This is a genomic window from Streptomyces graminofaciens (assembly GCF_030294945.1).
In the GTDB taxonomy this organism is placed as follows: Bacteria; Actinomycetota; Actinomycetes; order Streptomycetales; family Streptomycetaceae; genus Streptomyces; species Streptomyces graminofaciens.
This window is the reverse complement of the sequence record NZ_AP018448.1, coordinates 1,992,954-2,011,761: the sequence shown is the minus strand read 5'-3', so window position 1 is coordinate 2,011,761 and position 18,808 is coordinate 1,992,954. Positions and strand designations below refer to the sequence as shown.

At 67.4% G+C, this 18,808-nt stretch carries 13 protein-coding genes; 10 read left to right on the top strand and 3 right to left on the bottom strand.

Annotation, left to right across the window (positions count from 1 at the left end):
* Positions 1-270 precede the first annotated feature (270 nt).
* The 4 genes from SGFS_RS08770 to SGFS_RS08755 all read left to right on the top strand — a co-directional run bounded on the left by SGFS_RS08770 (position 271) and on the right by SGFS_RS08755 (position 5,176).
* Positions 271-1,776, top strand: a complete 1,506-nt coding sequence (locus SGFS_RS08770) for an aldehyde dehydrogenase family protein (protein ID WP_286249169.1) — start codon at positions 271-273, stop codon at positions 1,774-1,776.
* Entirely contained in the window at positions 1,773-2,918 is a 1,146-nt protein-coding gene (locus SGFS_RS08765; protein WP_286249167.1) for a CaiB/BaiF CoA transferase family protein, read from the top strand. Before SGFS_RS08770 ends, SGFS_RS08765 begins: the two co-directional genes overlap by 4 nt.
* 49 nt (positions 2,919-2,967) lie before the next feature.
* The gene (locus SGFS_RS08760) at positions 2,968-4,146 is read left to right on the top strand and encodes an acyl-CoA dehydrogenase family protein (RefSeq protein WP_286249165.1); all 1,179 of its coding nucleotides are present in this window, start codon (positions 2,968-2,970) and stop codon (positions 4,144-4,146) included.
* A 94-nt stretch (positions 4,147-4,240) separates the two neighbouring features.
* Positions 4,241-5,176: a 3-hydroxybutyryl-CoA dehydrogenase gene (locus SGFS_RS08755; RefSeq protein WP_286249164.1), complete on the top strand. Its 936-nt coding sequence runs from the start codon at positions 4,241-4,243 to the stop codon at positions 5,174-5,176.
* Positions 5,177-5,672: 496 nt separating this feature from the next.
* Here SGFS_RS08755 and SGFS_RS08745 read toward each other — a convergent pair whose 3' ends face one another.
* Positions 5,673-6,530: a bifunctional methylenetetrahydrofolate dehydrogenase/methenyltetrahydrofolate cyclohydrolase gene (locus tag SGFS_RS08745; protein WP_286249161.1), complete on the bottom strand. Its 858-nt coding sequence runs from the start codon at positions 6,528-6,530 to the stop codon at positions 5,673-5,675.
* Positions 6,531-6,711: 181 nt separating this feature from the next.
* On the opposite strand from SGFS_RS08745, the gene SGFS_RS08740 reads away from it, so the two are divergent.
* The 5 genes from SGFS_RS08740 to moaD all read left to right on the top strand — a co-directional run bounded on the left by SGFS_RS08740 (position 6,712) and on the right by moaD (position 13,388).
* A complete protein-coding gene (locus SGFS_RS08740; protein ID WP_286249158.1) occupies positions 6,712-9,159 on the top strand; it encodes a GcvT family protein in 2,448 nt (815 codons plus the stop codon).
* Entirely contained in the window at positions 9,159-10,010 is an 852-nt protein-coding gene (gene purU, locus SGFS_RS08735) for a formyltetrahydrofolate deformylase (protein ID WP_286249156.1), read from the top strand. Before SGFS_RS08740 ends, purU begins: the two co-directional genes overlap by 1 nt.
* Before the next feature lie 148 nt (positions 10,011-10,158).
* On the top strand, positions 10,159-11,472 hold the full coding sequence (locus SGFS_RS08730) for a flavin monoamine oxidase family protein (RefSeq protein WP_350283988.1): 1,314 nt from the start codon (positions 10,159-10,161) through the stop codon (positions 11,470-11,472).
* Between the two features lie 235 nt (positions 11,473-11,707).
* Positions 11,708-12,721 carry a GTP 3',8-cyclase MoaA gene (gene moaA, locus SGFS_RS08725; protein ID WP_286259858.1) on the top strand — a complete coding sequence of 338 codons (1,014 nt, stop codon included), beginning with the start codon at positions 11,708-11,710 and terminating at the stop codon, positions 12,719-12,721.
* A gap of 1 nt (position 12,722) precedes the next feature.
* Positions 12,723-13,388 (top strand): molybdopterin converting factor subunit 1, encoded by a 666-nt coding sequence (gene moaD / locus SGFS_RS08720; RefSeq protein ID WP_286249152.1) that lies wholly within the window; start codon positions 12,723-12,725, stop codon positions 13,386-13,388.
* A 379-nt stretch (positions 13,389-13,767) separates the two neighbouring features.
* Here moaD and SGFS_RS08715 read toward each other — a convergent pair whose 3' ends face one another.
* Complete coding sequence (locus SGFS_RS08715; RefSeq protein WP_286249150.1) at positions 13,768-15,273, bottom strand: PucR family transcriptional regulator; 1,506 nt, start codon at positions 15,271-15,273, stop codon at positions 13,768-13,770.
* 153 nt (positions 15,274-15,426) lie between these two features.
* On the bottom strand, positions 15,427-16,815 hold the full coding sequence (locus SGFS_RS08710) for an NAD(P)/FAD-dependent oxidoreductase (RefSeq protein ID WP_286249148.1): 1,389 nt from the start codon (positions 16,813-16,815) through the stop codon (positions 15,427-15,429).
* A 596-nt stretch (positions 16,816-17,411) separates the two neighbouring features.
* On the opposite strand from SGFS_RS08710, the gene SGFS_RS08705 reads away from it, so the two are divergent.
* The gene (locus SGFS_RS08705) at positions 17,412-18,722 is read left to right on the top strand and encodes an NAD(P)H-binding protein (RefSeq protein ID WP_286249146.1); all 1,311 of its coding nucleotides are present in this window, start codon (positions 17,412-17,414) and stop codon (positions 18,720-18,722) included.
* The last annotated feature ends 86 nt before the right edge of the window (positions 18,723-18,808 follow it).

The window sequence follows — 18,808 nt, the reverse complement described above, 5'->3', positions numbered from 1 at the left end:
GAATGTGCAGGGGCTGGGAGCGACGAGCAAAGCACCGTACGCGGTCTGCCGGCACTGGACGGATCGGAGCGCTTCCGTCGCGTGGTGCGGGACATTTTGTCGAGTGCGGTGCCGCAGGTCCGGTTCCGAGAATGACGGCCTGATAACCCGAGGCGCCGGCGTGGCGCGTACGGACGCATGATCCGTCCCCGACATACGGCGCATACCGACATACGCCCCGTCCCCACCCCACTCCGTACGACGTGTACGGACCGTTCGAAAGGAAGGCCGATGCGACAGAGCGCGGGAAACAGCGCGACGGCAGGCGGATTCAACCGGTCCGCCCGGTCCCTGCGTCACCTGGTCGCGGGACAGTGGCGAACCGGAGGCGGCGCCGATCTGCTCGATGTCAACCCCGCGTGGCCTCATGAGACCGTGGCCGTCGGGCAGCTCGCCGAGGACTGCGATCTGGACAGCGCCGTCGCCGCCGCCCAAGACGCCTTCCCCCGCTGGGCGGCGACCCCGCACCACGTCCGCGGCCCGATCCTGGACCGGGCCGCTGACATCCTCGACACACGGGCCGAGGAGTGGGGCACGGAACTGTCCTGGGAGGAGGGCAAGACCCGGGTCGAGGGCGTTGGCGAGGTGCGGCGCGCTGCCGAGATCCTCCGCTATTACGCGAGCGAGGCGTCGCGCCCGGTCGGCGAGGTCTTCGCCTCGCCACGGCCCGGCGAGCAGATCCAGGTGATCCACCGCCCGGTCGGCGTCGTCGCCGTTGTCACCCCCTTCAACTTTCCTGTCGCGATCCCGGCCTGGAAGATCGCTCCCGCTCTCAGCTACGGCAACACGGTGGTGTGGAAGCCCGCGAGCCTGGTCCCGCTGCTGGCCGTAAGGCTGGCCGAGGCTTTGGTCGAGGCCGGGCTGCCGGAAGGCGTGCTGTCACTACTGATCGGTAACGGAACCCTGGGCGGCCAGCTCGTCGAACACCCCGGGGTGGACGCCGTGACGTTCACCGGGTCGACCTCCGTCGGCCGGAGACTGATCGCGACCTGCGGCCATCTGGCCCGACCAGTCCAGACCGAGATGGGCGGAAAGAACGCGGCCGTCGTGCTCGCCGACGCCGACCTGGAACTGGCGGTGGGGGAGGTGCTCGCCGGGGCCTTGCGCTCCGCCGGGCAGAAGTGCACCGCCACCTCCCGGCTCGTAGTTCAGGAGTCGGTCGCCGACGAGTTCCTGGCTCTGCTCACCAAGCGGGCCGCGGCTCTGCGGGTCGGTGACCCGCTGGAGGAGGGAACCGAGATGGGGCCCGTGGTCTCGCTCCAGGCCCGGGACGAGATCCAGCGGTCGGTGGATGCAGCTAGGGAACGCCTTGGAGTGGAAATCCTCACGGGAGGGCGCCGGTACGACGACGACCGTATGACGGGCGCGTTTCTGCGGCCCACCGTGGTCGAACTGGCCGGAGACGACCCGCTGTGGCGGGAGGAGCTGTTCGGCCCCGTGCTGTCCGTTCGCCGGGCCCCCGATGTCCAGGAGGCGTTCCGGCTGGCCAACGACAGCGAGTTCGGGCTCTCCGCCGCAGTCTTCACCGACGACCTGCGGGCCATGGCCGCCGCCATGGAACACGTGGACGTAGGCGTCCTGCACATCAACTCCGAGACCGCGGGGGCCGATCCGCACGTGCCCTTCGGCGGGGCCAGGCAGAGCGCCTACGGACCCAAGGAACAGGGGCGTGCCGCTCGCGAGTTCTTCACGCGGACCAAGACCGTGTACGTGCGGCCCTCGGGAGCGCCCCGGTGACCCGGGGGCCCCTGTCCGGCCTGCTCGTCGCAGACTTCGGACGCGTCCTGGCCGCTCCGTACGCCACGATGCTCCTCGCGGATCTCGGCGCCGACGTCATCAAGGTCGAGCATCCGGACACCGGCGACGACACCCGGGCCTGGGGACCGCCTCACGCCCACGGCGAAGCCACGTACTACCTCTCGGTCAACCGCAACAAACGCTCCCTCACGCTCGACCTGCGCGACGAGCAGGACCTGCGCGCAGCGACGGAGCTGGTCCGCCGGGCCGATGTTCTCTTCGAGAACTTCCGGCCCGGGATCATGGGCAAGTACGGCCTCGGTTACGACCGGGCGCGCGAACTCAACCCCCGCCTCGTGTACTGCTCGATCACCGGGTTCGGCGCCGGTGCAGGCGCCGCCCTGCCCGGCTACGACCTGCTGATCCAGGCGGTCGGCGGCCTGATGAGCGTCACCGGGTCGGCCTCCGGGCAGCCGGTGAAGACGGGCGTGGCCCTCGTGGACGTGTTGACCGGACTGCATGCGGCGATCGGCGTGCTGGCCGCGCTGCGCCACCGTGAGGCCACCGGGGAAGGACAGCACGTCCAGGTCAATCTCCTCTCCTGCCTGCTGTCCAGCCTGGTCAACCAGGCCGGCGGCTACACCCTCGCCGGCAAGGTGCCGGGCATCCTGGGCAACCGGCATCCGTCGATCGCCCCGTACGAGGTCTTCCCGACCAAGGACCGTCCGCTGGCCGTCGCCGTCGGCAACGACCGGCAGTTCCGAGCCTTGTGCCAGGGACTGGACGAACCGGGGCTGGCCGACGACCCTCGCTTCGCGACCAACACCGACCGGGTGGCCCAGGTCGACGAACTCGCCGAGCGGCTGCGGGATCTGCTGTCGGCGCGGACCGCGCCGGAATGGTTCGACCGGCTCAGCCCGCTCGGTGTGCCCTGCGGACCGGTGAACGACCTCGCACAGGCCTTCGATCTGGCCGACACTCTCGGTCTGAGTCCCCGTGCCACGGCCACCGGGCCGGACGGCTCCGCTATGCAGCTGGTCGCCAACCCGATCGGCCTCTCCAGCACCCCGCCCCGCTACGAACGCCGCCCGCCGTGCCTCGGCGAGCACACGGACGACCTCAGGGCCTGGCTGGATTCCTGACTTGTCAGCCACCCCTCCACGACCCGATCACCATCCCCAGGAGCACATGATGAGCGCCGCCAAGCCGCTGAAGGACCCCCTCGACCTGCTCGACATCGCCTCCGTTTTGACCGACGAGGAGCGCGAGATCCAGGCCACTGTCGCCAAATTCCTTGCCGACCGGGTGCGCCCGCATCTCGGCGGGTGGTTCGAGAATGCCCACTTCGCCCGTGAACTCGCCCCCGAACTCGGCAAGTTGGGCGTACTTGGCATGCATCTGGAAGGGTACGGCTGTGCCGGAACCGACGCCGTCAGCTACGGCCTGGCGTGCATGGAACTGGAGGCCGCCGACTCCGGCTTCCGCAGCTTCGTCTCCGTGCAGGGCTCGCTGTCGATGTTCTCCATCTGGAAGTGGGGCTCGGAGGAGCAGAAGCTTCAGTGGCTTCCGCGGCTCGCTGCCGGTGAGGCGATCGGCTGCTTCGGCCTGACCGAGCCCGACTTCGGCAGCGATCCCGCGGGGATGCGCACCCGGGCTGTGCGCGACGGCGGCGACTGGATCCTGAACGGCTCCAAGATGTGGATCACCAACGGCGGCATCGCCGACGTGGCCACCGTATGGGCGCAGACCGAGGACGGTATCCGTGGATTCCTCCTGCCGCGTGGCACCCCCGGCTTCACCACGCAGGACATCAAGCAGAAGATGTCGCTGCGTGCCTCCATCACCTCGGAGCTGTCCTTCCACGACGTACGGCTGCCCGAGTCGGCGCGCCTGCCGCACGCGAAGGGACTGCGTGGCCCGCTGTCCTGCCTGAACGAGGCCCGCTTCGGCATTCTGTTCGGTGTCGTCGGCGCGGCCCGCGACAGCCTGCAGGCGGCCATCGACTACGCCGACTCACGGGTGCAGTTCGGTAAGCCGATCAGTGCCTTCCAGCTCACTCAGAAGAAGCTCGCCGACATGACCGTCTCCCTCGGCAGCGCCGCACTGCTCGCCATGCACCTGGGCCGCCTGAAGGACCAGGGGCGCATCCGCCCCGAGCAGATCAGCGTCGGCAAGCTCAACAACGTCCGGGAGGCGATCGCGATCGCCCGCGAATGCCGCACGGTCCTCGGCGCCAACGGCATCTCCCTGGAGTACTCGCCGCTACGCCACGCGAACAACCTGGAATCGGTGCTCACCTACGAAGGCACCAACGAGATGCACACCCTCGTCGTCGGTCAGGCGATCACCGGCTACCCGGCATTCCGCTGACTGCCGCCACACCCCGGTTCCGGACGCGGTGAGCGGCCTTCCCGCGTCCGAACCGGACCCATCCCAGTCCGCATCCTTGAGAGAGTGAGGCTCGATGGCCACACCGGTCGCACCACCGTTGCCCCGTCCACAGCCCGCCCTGAACGGCACCTGCGAGGACATCCTCCGCGTGGGTGTCGTCGGGGCGGGGCTCATGGGTAGCGGCATCACGGAAGTCTGCGCGCGTGCCGGCCTCGACGTCGTCGTCCGGGAGACATGTCCTGAATCCGTCGAGGCAGGACGCCGAAGAGTCCTCGCCTCCCTCGACCGCGGCCTGCGCAGCGACAAGCTCACCGAAGCCGACCGCGATGCCGCGCTCAGTCGTATGCACTTCACCACCGACCTCGGGGACCTGGCCGACCGCGACCTCGTGATCGAGGCTGTGGCGGAGGACGAGCAGACCAAGACCGAGGTGTTCACCGCCCTCGACAAGGTCGTTGTCCGTCCGAGCGCGATCCTCGCCTCCAACACCTCGTCCATCCCGATCATGAAACTCGGGACAGCCACCGATCGGCCGGGCCAGGTCATCGGCGTCCACTTCTTCAATCCGGTACCGGTCCTGGGCCTGGTGGAACTGGTGCCGTCTCTGCTTACCAGCGGCCAAACCCGCGCCCGCGCCGAGGACTTCGTCACCGGAGTGCTTGGCAAGCAGGTCGTCGGCTCCCAGGACCGGGCCGGATTCGTCGTCAACGCCCTCCTCGTGCCGTACCTGCTCTCCGCCGTCCGCATGCTTGAATCCGGCTTCGCCTCCGCCGGCGACATCGACAACGGCATGGTCCTCGGCTGCGCCCACCCCATGGGCCCCCTGCGCCTTGCCGACCTCATCGGCCTCGACACTCTCAAGGCCATCGCCGAGTCAATGTACGAGGAGTTCAAGGAGCCCCTGTACTCCCCGCCGCCCCTCCTGCTGCGCATGGTCGACGCCGGGCTGCTCGGCAAGAAGACCGGCCGTGGCTTCCACGACTACACGCCGGGGAAGAACGACTCTTGAATTCCTCCTCCTGAAAAAGGGAAATGCGCACGGCTCGCGCCAAGGGCTCTTCTGCTTCGTTTCCCAGTCGTGGGTCGTCCCGCAGTACCGGGCCGGTGGCCGGCGCGACCTCCGTCGCCTTGGTCAGGGTGCACACCATGGAGCCTTCGGGGAGGCCGAGGTCCTTGACGGCGTCGAGGATGACGGCGGTGCCGGCCCCGGATCAGCAGCGCGACGAGCGGGAGAATCAGGAAAGTCAGGGCCAGCGAGGGCAGGAGGAGAGGCAGCGGGACCGCAAGGGCCTGGCCGAAGTGCGCGGGTGGTGATGATGGGGTCGTCACCGAGCACGGGAGTGTGCGCGAGGGCCCGACGAAGTCCCCGCCATGTGCGGCGGCCGCGCCCCGTCGAGCGTGCGTTTCTGGCAGTCCGCGTCGGCGGTACCGCGTATCTGTGTTCGATGGTGGCGAACCACCTGCCGCTGCCAGAGGCCGGTGCTTGTCCTCGCCTTTGGCTGCGGTCAGTCTGCGCGCCGCTCGGCCAACTCCACGACGTTCTTCAGCAGCATGGCCCGCGTCATAGGGCCCACCCCGCCCGTCGCCCGTGTCCACTTGCCGGCCACTTGTTCGACGTCAGGATGGACATCCCCGAGGATGCCCTCGATGGTGCGGGTGATGCCGACCGACAGCACGGTCGCCCCCGGCCTGATCCAGGACGGCTTGACCAGGTGGGCGGCGCCGGCGGCGGCGATCACCACGTCGGCGACCCTGGTGTGCGCAGCCACGTCGATGGTGGCTTCGTGGCACAGAGTGACCGTCGCGTGTTCGGTGGGCCGGGTCAACATGAGCGCGAGTGGGCGCCCCACCGTCGTTCCACAACCGATCACACAGAACTGCGCTCCAGTGATGGGGACGTTTTCACGCCGGAGCAGTTCCAGGATTCCCCGGGGTGTGCAGGGCAGCGTGCCGGGGCGGCCGAGGATCAGACGGCCGAGATTCGCGGGGTGGAGGCCGTCGGCGTCCTTGTCGGGATCGATGGCCTGCAGCACCGCGTGCATGTCGATCTGGGCGGGAAGTGGCAGCTGCACGATGAAGCCGGAGCACTGCGGGTCTTCGTTGAGGCGTTCCACCTCGGTGAGCACCTCTCGCTGAGACGCGCTCGCCGGCAGCTCCACGCGCAGGGACCTGATCCCCACGTCCGCGCAGTCCCGATGCTTTCCGGCGACGTAGGAGCGGGAGGCCGGATCGTCACCGACCAGGATGGTGCCGAGACCGGGCGGCTCACCTGCTGTTGCCAGGCGTTCGACGCGGCTCCTCAGCTCCTCCTTGATCTCTTTTGCGGCGAGGTTGCCGTCGATGACGCCTTCTGTGCTGTTCACCGGCTCTTCCGCTTCCCGTCACTCGTCGACTGCGCACCAACCTGCGGGCTCGACTGTGCCCAAGGTGGGTGGGTGGCGGTACTACGCAATCGAACAACCGAAGGCGGTGTGTTTGGCCAACCGACACATGGCGGCCGGGAGCGGAGACATTCACATTGGGATCTTCGAATGGAGGGTGGTCATGGACGTGAAGTTGCCGAAACGGGCGCAGGTCGTCATCGTCGGCGGTGGAATCATTGGCGCGAGTACCGCCTACCACCTCGCGTGCCGTGGTTGGACCGATGTGGTCCTGCTGGAGAAGAACCAGCTGACATCGGGCACGACCTGGCACGCCGCAGGCCTGGTGACGCAGGCGCGAGGCACCCACGCAACCCGCGAGGTGGTGCAGCGCAGCCTTGCGATCTTCAAGTCTCTCGAGCGGGACACCGGCTTTTCCACCGGTTTCGTGCAGACCGGCACCATGAACCTGGCCACGTCGCCTGAAAGGCTGCAGGAACTGCGGCATCAGGCCAGTGTCGTTCGCGGAAACGGGATCGAGGCTCGACTCCTTGATGTCGAGCAGACGCTGGAGCTCCATCCGTTGCTGAACCCGGACGGACTGCACGGAAGCCTGCTCTTCCCCGGAGACGGCAGGGGAAGCGCGACCGACACGACCATCTCGTTGATCCGGGGCGCGCGGCAGCGCCGCGTGCAGGTGCTCGAGGGCGTCGAGGTTCTCGATGTGACCACTGCGCAAGGTCGGGTCACGGGCGTGCGTACCGCCCAGGGCGACATCGAGGCGGAGTATGTGGTCAACGCGACGGGAATGTGGGGCCGGGAATTCGGTGCGAAGGCGGGTGTCGACGTGCCCCTGCAGGCCCTGGCCCACTATTACGTCGTCACCGAGGCGATCGCGGGCCTCCCGCGTAACCTGCCCACGGTCAAGAGTGGCGACGAGTACGCCTACATCAAGGACGAAGCCGGAGCCTTGATGGTCGGCTTCTTCGAGCCCGGCAGTTATGTCTGGGGCTCGCGCGGGATCCCGGAGAACAAGGGTTTCGTGCAGCTCCCGGAGGACTGGGACCATCTCGGTCCCTTCTACGAGAAGATCATGCACCGGATGCCCGTGCTGGAGGATGCCCGCATCCGCCTGCACTTCTGTGGCCCCGAGAGCTTCACCCCCGATGGTCAGTACCACCTCGGGGAGGCCCCGCGCCTGCGCAACTACTTCGTCGCGGCGGGGTTCAACTCGGTGGGCTTCCTGTCGGGGCCGGGTGCGGGGTCGGTGCTGGCCGACTGGATCGTCGACGGACGCAGTCCCCTGGACATGCCCGAGACCGACCTTGGCCGGGTGCAGCGGCACGAGACGAACCGCAGGTTCCTCGAGCAGCGGGTGCTGGAGACGTTGGACGAGTCGTACGAGGTCCACTGGCCGTTCCAGCAGCGCACCAGCGCTCGGCCCTTCAGGATCAGCCCACTGCACCGCCGGACCGAGGAAGCGGGTGCGGTCTTCGGTGAACTGGCCGGCTGGGAGCGGGCGAACTGGTATGCCCCTTCCGGTGTGGAGCGCCGCTACGAGTACTCCTTCGACCGGCCGAACTGGTTCGAGCAGTCGGCAGCGGAGCATCGTGCCGTCCGGGAGGGCGTCGGGGTCATCGACACCTCATCGTTCGGCAAGCTCCTGGTCCAAGGCCGCGACGCGGTGCGGGTGCTTCAGCGGGTGTCGGTCAACGACCTGTACACCGAACCCGGCCGCATCACATACACCCAGTGGCTCAACGAGCACGGCGGGATCGAGTCGGACGTGACGATCACGCGGCTCGCCGAGGACCGGTTCCTCGTCCTGTCCGGCCCGGCGACGGTCAACCGCGATCTGGCGCACCTGGAGCGCGCGATCGGTGACGACGACTTCTGCACCGTCGCCGACGTGAGTGGCACCATGGCGATGCTCGCGGTCATGGGCCCTCACGCCCGTCGGCTCCTGCAGCCGCTCACGGACATGGACCTGTCCGCCGACGGGTTCCCCTTCGGTACCTCGGCCGAGATCGACCTCGGCCTCGGCTTCGTACGCGCCACCCGCGTGACCTATGTGGGCGAGCTCGGCTGGGAACTGCTGATCCCGGCCGACATCGCCCAGCACGTGTGGGACGTCCTCTTCGACGCCGGACAGGACCTCGGCATCAAGCCGGTCGGCTACCACGCGATGAACTCACTGCGCACGGAGAAGGCCTACCGAAGCTGGGGACACGACATCTCCGCCGGGGACAACCCACTGGAGGCCGGCCTGGGATTCACCGTCAAGTGGGACAAGCCGGGCGGATTCATCGGCAGGGATGCACTGCTCAAGGCAAAGGACGCCGGTATATCGCGCAGGCTCGTCCAGTTCCTGCTGAACGATCCCGGCCCCCTCCTCTTCCACGACGAGCCGATCTTCCGGGACGGAGAGCTGGTGGGGCGGGTCGCCTCCGCTCAGTACGGCCACACGCTCGGCGCAGCGGTTGCACTTGGCTGGGTCAGCGCTCCCGAGGCCGTCGACAGGCACTGGTTCCAAGAGGGTTCCTACGAGATCGAGGTCGCGGGCCGGCGGGTGTCGGCACACGCCTCCCTGCGCCCCCTGTACGACCCGAAGTCCGAAAGGCCGAAGTCCTGATGAACGAAATTGTCTTGACGCTGTCCTGTGCGGACCGACCGGGCATTGTCGCGGCGGTTGCCGGCTTCCTCGCCGAGCGCGGTTTCAGCATTCGCGAAAGCCAGCAGTTCGGTGACGAGGAGACCGGTCTGTTCTTCATGAGGGTCCACGCCGTCGCCGACCGCTCAGCGGACCTTTCAGAACTCCGCTCACAGTTCCAGCGCGTTGCGGAGCCGCTGGGCATGAACGCAGCGCTTCACGACCCGGGCCATCGGCACCGCCTGCTCGTCATGGTGTCGAAGCAAGGGCACTGCCTCAACGACCTGTTGCACAGAGTCCGCACCGGCTCGCTCCGTGCGGAGATCGTCGCGATCGTTTCCAACCACGACGATCTACGGGAGCTCGTCGAGTGGCACAGGATCCCTTTCCACCACGTGCCCGTCACCCCGGACACAAAGCCGTGGGCTGAGGACGAGCTGCGCAAACTCGTCACCGCCTACTCCGCGGAGACGGTCGTCCTGGCCCGCTACATGCAGATCCTGTCCGACCCTCTGTGCCGGGAACTGCACGGGCGAGCGATCAACATCCACCACAGTCTGCTCCCCAGCTTCAAGGGAGCCCGCCCCTACTTCCAGGCCCACGCCCGGGGCGTCAAGGTCGTGGGCGCCACCGCGCACTATGTGACCGGGGACCTCGACGAGGGGCCGATCATCGAACAGGACTTCGCCCGTGTCGATCACAGTCACTCCGCGACGGACCTGACCGAGATAGGCCGCGACCTGGAGGCGATGGCACTTGCGCGTGCGGTGACCGCGCACGCGGAGCACCGTGTCGTGATCAACGGCGGCAAGACAGTGGTCTTCCGCCGCTGAAGAGCCGTGATGCCGGTGGGCCGCAGTGCCGACGAAGTGGGCATCCCCGCTGGCTTGAGGTGACTGGTCTCGGGCTGCTGTGAGTCGCTGGTCGTGTGCTGGTGCTGGTCGGCGGCCTCGAGCACATGTCGAGAGGAAACACAGCAACATGACGAATGAGAAGGATGTTGTCGTCGTCGGTGCGGGGTACGCGGGAGTGACCGCAGCGCGCGACTTGAGGGATCGAGGCTTCTCGGTAACCCTTCTCGAGGCGCGCGACCGCGTGGGCGGCCGGACCTACTCGCGCAAGTTCAAGAACCGTGAGGAGCTCATGGAGTTCGGTGGCGCTTGGATCGCCACCGACTACATGCCGAACATCGCCCGCGAGGTGCGGCGGTACGACGTACCGCTCATGCAGAGCCCGGACCTGACCCACTACCGCTTCCTCATCGAGGACCGGCTCAGCATGTTCCCTGTCCCACCGGACGAGATCACCGCGCTCGAACGAGCGTGGCTGGCGATCGCCGGCGCTGCTGAACGGATCTCCGCTCATCTGCCGCTGCACATGCAGCCATTGGCAGACCTCGACGTGTCGTGGGCCGAGTTCCTCGGTCCGCTGGAACTGCCGCCGGCGACCTACGATTTCTACACTGCGGCACTGTCGACCTACGTCGGTGGGCACCCCCACGACTTCTCGGCCCTGCACACCCTCGGCTGCATCGCCACCCTCGGAAAGAGCCCCTACAACGCCTTTCACGGCGTGCTGGTGGACAAGTTCGCGAACGGGACGGAGGATCTGCTGCACCGGATGGTGGACGAGGCGGGGATCGACCTGCTTCTCTCCACGCCCGTCCATTCCGTGCGGCAGGACGACAATGGGGTCCTGGTCACCTCCGTCGAGGGTGACACCTTCTCGGCTCGAGTTTGTGTGGTGGCGGTTCCTACGAACACGATCCGACAGATCGATCTGTCACCGGTCCTGAGCGACGCAAAGGCCGCTGCCCTCGCGGCCAACCACCCGGGTCGCGGTTATCGCGTCAATTTCCTGGTGGAGGGGGCACCCGCGGGGTTCTTCGCTCTGGGTTGGCGTGCCGGACTGCAGATGGTGGTCACTGAGTACCAGGTCGACCGCAACCTGGCCCTGATGTCGGCGTTCGGCGCGGAAGGGCTGTATCCGCTCGACCCGACCGACCGCGAGCAGGTGCAGAAGGCGTTGGATCCTGTCCTGGACGGTGCCCGTGTGCTGGAGGTAGATGCGCACGACTTCAACGCCGATCCATTCAGCGACGGGACCTGGCGCATCAATCCGCCTGGTTGGGCGCGGCGGTTCGCGAAGACGATGAACGAACCTGAGGGGCGCGTCTTCTTCGCCGGTAGCGACGTCTCCTTCGCCATGTTGAACGGTTGGATGGAGGGCGCGGTCGACAGCGGCCATCTCGTCGCCGACGGAGTTGCCGCGTATCTCACGCATCGCTCAGCCTGACCGCTGCTGCGCCGACGTCCTGAGGGATCGAAGTGGCGAGCCTGGTCCCAGGTTGACCGATGCACGGGGTTGGTCAAGGAATCACTGAACGAGGAGATACACATGTCAGTCATTGCAGCAACGGAGTCTCGCAGTATCGGATGTTCGGTCGTGGTCGAGCTGATGGTGCGCGCGGTGACCGACTACCAGCTCCACGGCAATTCCGTTGGCTGTGCAAGGCATTCGGCCGGATGTCATGTCGCGTGACCACGAGGGAGAGCCCGTGCTCATCGACACATTTGACCGGATAGCGAGAGACCTTCGGGTGTCGCTTACAGACCGTTGCAACCTGCGGTGCACATATTGCATGCCGGAAGAAGGCCTGGACTGGCTCGCCAAGCCGGAGTTGCTCACGGCAGACGAGATCGTCCGGCTGATCCACATCGCGGTGACGCAGCTGGGAATCCGGGAGGTTCGCTTCACCGGTGGCGAACCACTGCTGCGACGCGACCTGCTGGAGGTGGTGGGACGCGTCGCGGCGTTGGAACCGCGGCCGCAGATGTCGTTGACCACCAATGGCATCGGGCTCGCGCGGCTTGCCGGACCACTGCGTGAAGCCGGCCTCGACCGGGTCAACGTTTCCCTGGACACGTTGAGATCCGAGACGTTTCGCGCACTCGCACGACGAGATCGGCTCGCGGATGTGGTCGCCGGGCTCGCCGCAGCCCACGAAGCAGGCATGCGGCCGGTCAAGGTGAACGCGGTTCTCATGCGAGGCGTCAATGACGACGAGGCGCCGGACCTGCTGCGCTGGTGCCTCGACCGAGAGTACGAGCTTCGGTTCATCGAGCAGATGCCATTGGACGCCCAGCACGGCTGGACGCGGGAGCGCATGGTCACCGCGACGGAGATCTTCAACCTGCTGGTACCGGTGTTCGACCTGAGCCAGGACGAGCGGCAGCGCGGGAGCGATCCAGCGGAGACCTGGGTGGTGGACGGAGGCCCGGGCCGGGTGGGCATCATCGCCGCGGTGACGCTGCCCTTCTGCGGTTCCTGTGACCGGACCCGGCTGACCGCGGACGGCCAGGTCCGCAACTGCTTGTTCGCGCGTGAAGAATCCGACCTCCGGGGACTCCTGCGTGCCGGGGCCAACGATGCCGAAATCGCAGCACGATGGAAGGCCGCGATGTGGGCGAAGAAGGCCGGCGCGGGCATCGACGCCCCTGACTTTCTCCAGCCGGCCAGGCCGATGTCGGCGATCGGAGGGTGACATGCGGATCGTGGTGATGTACTTCGGGGCGCTTCGGGAACGGCTCGCCGGCGTCCGCGAGGAGAAGGTGACCGTGGACGAGGGCACTACGGCCGAGGGCCTTGTCGATCGCCTGTGTGAGTCGTACCCCGGTTTGGCGCAGCATCGTGGTCATGCACGGGTGGCGGTGAACGAGGATTTCGCCGCGGCCAGCCGTGTCCTGTCCGATGGTGATGTGGTGGCCTTGATTCCGCCGGTGGCGGGCGGTTCGCAGACGTATTGCCGCTTGAGCGGTGAACCGTTGAGCGTGGATGAGGTACTGAACGCCGTCCGAGGGCCGGGACACGGTGGCACGGTGGTGTTCATCGGCACCGTGCGCGATCACAACCAGGGGCGTTCGGTGACGCGCTTGGAGTACGAGGCGTACCGGAGCATGGCCCTGAAGGTCCTGGCCGACATCATTCGACGGTGTGAGGCGATTGCTCCTGGTGTTCGTGTCGGGATCGCCCACCGCACGGGGCGGTTGGAAGTCGGTGAGACCGCCGTGATTCTCGCAGCAGCGGCTCCGCATCGTGCTGAGGCGTTCGAGGCCGCTCGTGCGTGTATAGAGCTACTCAAGGAGGAAGTGCCGATCTGGAAGAAGGAGGTCTCCCTTGACGGAGCCGAGTGGATTGGCATGGGGCCATGAGCCTTGATGCAAGTCGACACGAAGGGGGAGCCCGGGAACCGTGCCTTCTCCGGGCGTTGCTGAGCTGAACCTCCTGATGGACGGTGAGTTGGCCATGGACCGAAGCGGCTCCGCCACCGCCTCCCGCCCGCCGCTCGCATGACGCGCGGAGGCCGGCGTTACGGATCGCTGCCACCGGGGCTTTGCGCAACGACCTGGCAACCGCCTTCACCGTGCTGCAAGCCCTGCTCCGACGGTCACTTGAAACGGCGCGACGTCCCCGCCCACCCGTGAGCCGAGGACACTCGGAGAGGTCACCCGACGATCTTCACCGCGGACAGTCGCCCATGACCAGCCTGATCATGCCGACGAACGATCGCGCCGGCCTCCATGAGCGGGTCTACCCGCCGTTGAGCATCCGCATGGTCTGCAGGGCCAGGTAGAGCTCGGTCTGCCCTTGCAGACTATGCAACTTCCGACCGGTGAGCTCCTCGACCCGGTGCATCCGATAGGCCAGCGTCTGGCGGTGGATGCCCAGCCGGTCGGCACCCTCCTTCCAGGAGCGGTTGCTGTCCATGAACACCTCGAGCGAGTGCATGAGCTGGGAGTCGTTGTCGGCGTCGTAGGCGATGACCGGGCCGAGTATCCGGGCGACGACCGCCTCTCCTTCCGCCACGGTCCTCGGCAGGAACGCGGCTGACTGGTCTCCGTACATCACGACGCGGCGTCCCTCGCTGCGTGCCGCCTCCATAGCCCACCGGGCCTGGCGGGCGGCGTCTCCCATACCCTTGAGGCTGTGCACGGGGTGGCTGATGCCGACCCGGACCTCTGGCTCGCGTTCACTGCTGAAGAGTTCCTCGGCAGGCTGTGCGTCCGGCAGCAGAATCAGCAGTTCATCGCGGCGCTCCGCCACGAGATGACGGATTCTCTTGGCACTGAGCCAAGCCTGGACGTCTTCCACGGTGACTGAGGTGTCACCGCCGATGCAAACCAACCGCCAGGGCCGGTTTTCCAGACCCATCGCGGACAGGCGGGTCTCGGCAGCCTCCAGATCGATGGCGCCGTCCACCAACTGTCCCAGCAGGCGTGCGCCGCTCTCCCTGCGCCGGAGCGCGGACGCCGCTCGACGCTCCACCTCCATGTCGGCGATGGTGGCGACGTGCTGCAGTACCACCAGGTCAGGCGCAGCACCGGGTGCCAGTGGCTGGACGACGAGCACGGCGCGATGGCCTGCTGCCAGGGGAAGCGTCAGGAGGGACTCGTCGGCGATGGCCAGGCGCAGGAAGGTCGGCAATGGCCCGCCCCGCGCCTTGACCGTTTCGATCAGTGCCTGGCGAAATGGTGCGGGGAACGGGTGCCTGGTCGGCAGAAGGGGTTCCCCGGTGCTGACGCCGACGACGTACAGTCGGGCGCCGGCTTCGTCGCCGAGTTGGTCGAGCAGAGTGTCGCCGCGGAAATTGGACTGGTGCGCCCGGCGCAGGACGTCGTAGAGGCGAATGATCTTGGTGAGCCGTGTGCTGGCTTCCTGGCTGTTGCTGTCGGCCACTGTTCGGGCGACAGTGACGAACGGGACCGCGTACGCCGTCTCCAGCACGGGGAACTCCAGGGCGTCCGCCGCGGCCGCTGCTTCGGGCGCGAGAGCGGGCGCGTGCAGGCCCTCCGCGAACGCAATGCCGGAAAGGGCTGCCTGCGCCAAGTTCTCCAGGAATCGCACCTGCTGCTTGGCCTCAGCAGGAAAGCTGTACCCGTCGCACAGCAGCAGGTCCCCGGTTCCCAGCCAGTTCCACGGATCGGGTAGCTCGCACGTGTGCGCCCACTGCACCGCCCGGTCCTCTCCGGAGCGCCCGGCCAGGAAACGGGTCCGGAGAGAGGGAAGTGCAACCAGCTCCTTGATCGTGATGCTCATCAGGCACCTGGATTCTCATGCGGAGGAGGGGACCGCTGCCGACGTATCCCTGTGGGTGTTCAGGCTGGAGGCCGGGCCATCCGCGCCGTCGGCGTGAGCGGCCTGAGGCCAGCTGGTCGGGCAGGTCCGTGACCGTGTCCGCGCACGCTGAACTCAGTGGCCCAGCACTCGCCAGAAGTTTGTGGCGAGGCGGGAGGGGCGGCCCGAACGCTGTTCCGTGCGGTCGGCCACGGTGAAGGCCAGTGTACCGGCGTTCACTCCCAGCCAGCGCAGGGGTTCCGGTTCCCACTTCGGTGAGCGATGGCCGACCCAGGGAAGTGACCGGATGTCACTGTCCAGGTCGAGGATCTCGGCGGCCAGCGTACGGCCGGCGAGATTCGCGGTGGCGACTCCGTCCCCGACGTATCCGCTCGCCTGAGCGAGCCCTGTGCGGCGGTCGTACGTCACAGAGGGGACCCAGTCCCGGGGGATTCCGAGGTTGCCGCCCCAGGCATGGGTGAACCGCACCCCACGGACTGCTGGGAACAGCTCCACCAGAATGTGACGGAGCATGGCGTGGACGGCGGGATCATTGTCGAAAGTGCTTTCCACCCGTGAGGCGAAGTGGTAGGGAGCGCCGCGCCCACCGAAGGCGAGACGACCGTCCGCCGTGCGCTGCCCGTAGATGCGCAGGTGGCGCTTGTCGCTGAAGGTGGCGCGATCATGCAATCCGATCTCCTCCCAGACAGCGTCCGGCAGGGGCTCTGTCGCCACCATCAAGGAATACATCGGCACCACGTCGCGCCGCGCGCCCGGGAGTTGGGCGGTGTACCCCTCCGTGGCACGGACGACGACATCGGCCGTGATCCGGCCACGGTTGGTGTCGAGCGTGCGGGGGGCGATTCTGCGCACGTGGGTGTCTTCGTAGATTCGCACCCCGGCTGCTCGGACGGTGTCGGCCAGCCCGCGGGCCAGCTTGGCCGGCTGCAACGCCGCACAGTGTGGTGTGAAGGTTGCACCGAGGGCATCGGACATGCGCACCCGGTCCACCAACTCCTCGGTCTCCAGGAGCCGCATGTGATCGCTTCCGAAGCCCCAGTCCCGCCAGCCGGCCACCTCCCGTTGCGCCCGCACCCACTGGGCCGGGTTCCTCGCCACGCCCAGATAGCCGCCGGACTGGAAGTCGCAGTCGATGCCTTCCGCGACGACGACGTCCTGGATCTCTCGCACAGTGTCGTTCATGGTCCGCTGCATACGGACGGCCGCGTCACGGGAACTGACGCCCGCGACCTTCCGCAGGCTGGCGGGGAAAATGGCGGAGCACCATCCGCCGTTGCGGCCCGAGGCTCCGAAACCGACGAAGTGGCTTTCCAGCACCGCGATACGGAGCGAGGGGTCGGTCTTGGCGAGGTAGTAGGCCGTCCACAGCCCGGTGTATCCGCCGCCGACGATCGCCACATCGACGTGGTGGTCACGGTCCAGGACCTCCTTGGGGCCCCAGTCACCTCCCGCCTCATCGTGCCAGAGGGTCAGATCTGTGAGGGAAGGGCTGTAGTCGTGCATAAGAAGTCTTCTCTCTCGCTCGTCGGGCCACGGCTGTCCGACGCCGCCGGGCCGCCTCCAGGCAAGGCCGTCGGGGGACGACCAGGAGTCCTGCTCAGCGGAGGCGGGGCTCAGCCAACCGAAGCTCTGTGCTGCACTTGTGATCGTCGCTCCGCAGGGTCGGTTGACGGTGGTCACAGAATCGCCGCAGCCTCCAGTCAGCTCAATGCGCCGAGGAGCCAAACGGTCCGGCGTTCTTCGTGCGGGGACACAAGGCCTTGGCGCGCGAGGCGGGCAGAGGTTCACGATCGCTGTGATGCCGCAGATCACCGCACCGTCGAGTCAAGCGCCGGTGGGCTTTTCGATACCAACAGCCCCGGTGCTCGGCTAGATGAGCCTTCTCCACAGCAGACCGGTAGCGACCGGCTCGGGACCCGATTTGTGCGGATGCGTAAAGTCGGCTGATCCCTCTGCGGTATCGCACAACCCACCCGGCCTTGAGATACGGCATCGTTCAGCGGGGGCAGTCCGGCCGCCGGGCGGCCGGACTGCCAAGCAGACTCAGGGCACTCGCCACCAAGACGTGTGGTCATGTGCATTAGACCTAAGGACTTACCGTGAGCCGAATCCTGGTCATCGGCGCCAGTGGCAAGACTGGGCGACACGTCGTAGCAGGCCTGGTGTCCCGAGGCGCCACGGTACGGGCCGCCTCGCGCAACCCTGAGCAACTCGACGTGACGGGGGCCGATACCGAGCGGTTCGACTGGCATGACGAGTCGACGTGGGGCCCCGCGCTCGACGGCGTCGACGGTGTGTACCTCGTGAAGCCCGAGTCCGCGGATGTCGTCAAGGTGGTGGGCAGGTTCCTGGACGCCGTGAAGGCCGTCCGCGCCACCCGCCTCGTGTTCCTCTCCGAGTGCGCGGCCCAGACCCGGCCCGGCGACGTCACCGAGCGGCAGATGGAGCTGGCGGTGGAGTCCAGCGACTTGGAGTGGACGATCCTGCGCCCGAGCTGGTTCATGCAGGACATCGTCGATGAGTACTTCTTCGGCCCCATGGTCCGCGACGACCGGATCATCGTCATGACCACCGGTGGCTCTGCCACCGCGTGGATCGACGCCCGCGACATCGCGGAGGTCGCGGCGGAGGTGCTCGTCAACGGCGGGGCGGCTGGTCAGGCGCTCGACCTCACCGGTCCGGACGCACTGACCCTGGACCAGCTCGCCGAGCGCATCACCGCGGTCGCCGACAGCCCCGTCACGGGTGTCGAGGAGAGCCTCCGTGAGGCCGAGACGCGCATGCGCGCCGACGGGCTCGACGAAGGTTTCGTCGCCTACATGACCCGAATCGCCGAGAGCATCATCGCAGGGGAGACGGCCACCGTCACGGGTGAGGTCGAGCGGGTGACCGGTCGTCCGCCACGCGATATCGACGCGTTTCTGGCGGAGCAAGCAGGGCAGCTACGACCGTCCGGGAAAGCGCGGGCCGAGATGGACGCCGAGCAGACACTGCAGCGTGCGCGCGACAACGAGGCCCTCTTCCGGCGCCTGATCTCCGCATGGGCGCGCACCGACCTCGACGACCTGATCGACTGCTTCGCGGATGACATGGTCTATACGGACATGCCGTTCCCGGACGAGCCGGTGCGAGGCAAGGCGGCCTTCCGAGAGCACGTGAAGCGTTACAACGCCCTGTTCGCCGATGGTCAGGTCGAGGTGGAGTTCGTGACACTGGTCGCGACCAGCACCAACGTCGTCGGGGAGCTGTTGTGCAGGGCCCGGTACGTCGGACCCGGCGCGCCGGAGGGCGGCGTCCCAGTCAGGTGGTACGCCACGCTCGTGGACACGGTCATGGACGGCAGGGTCGTCTCCGAGCACGTCTACTTCGATCCCACCGCGTTCGACAAGGCAGTCGCGCAAGCAGCCTGAGCAAGAAGCCAGGGATCGCTAGACGCTGTGGCGATGTCGAGCGGGCGGCCCGTGCAGCTGCTGCGCATCCTTCGAGCACGCCGGCT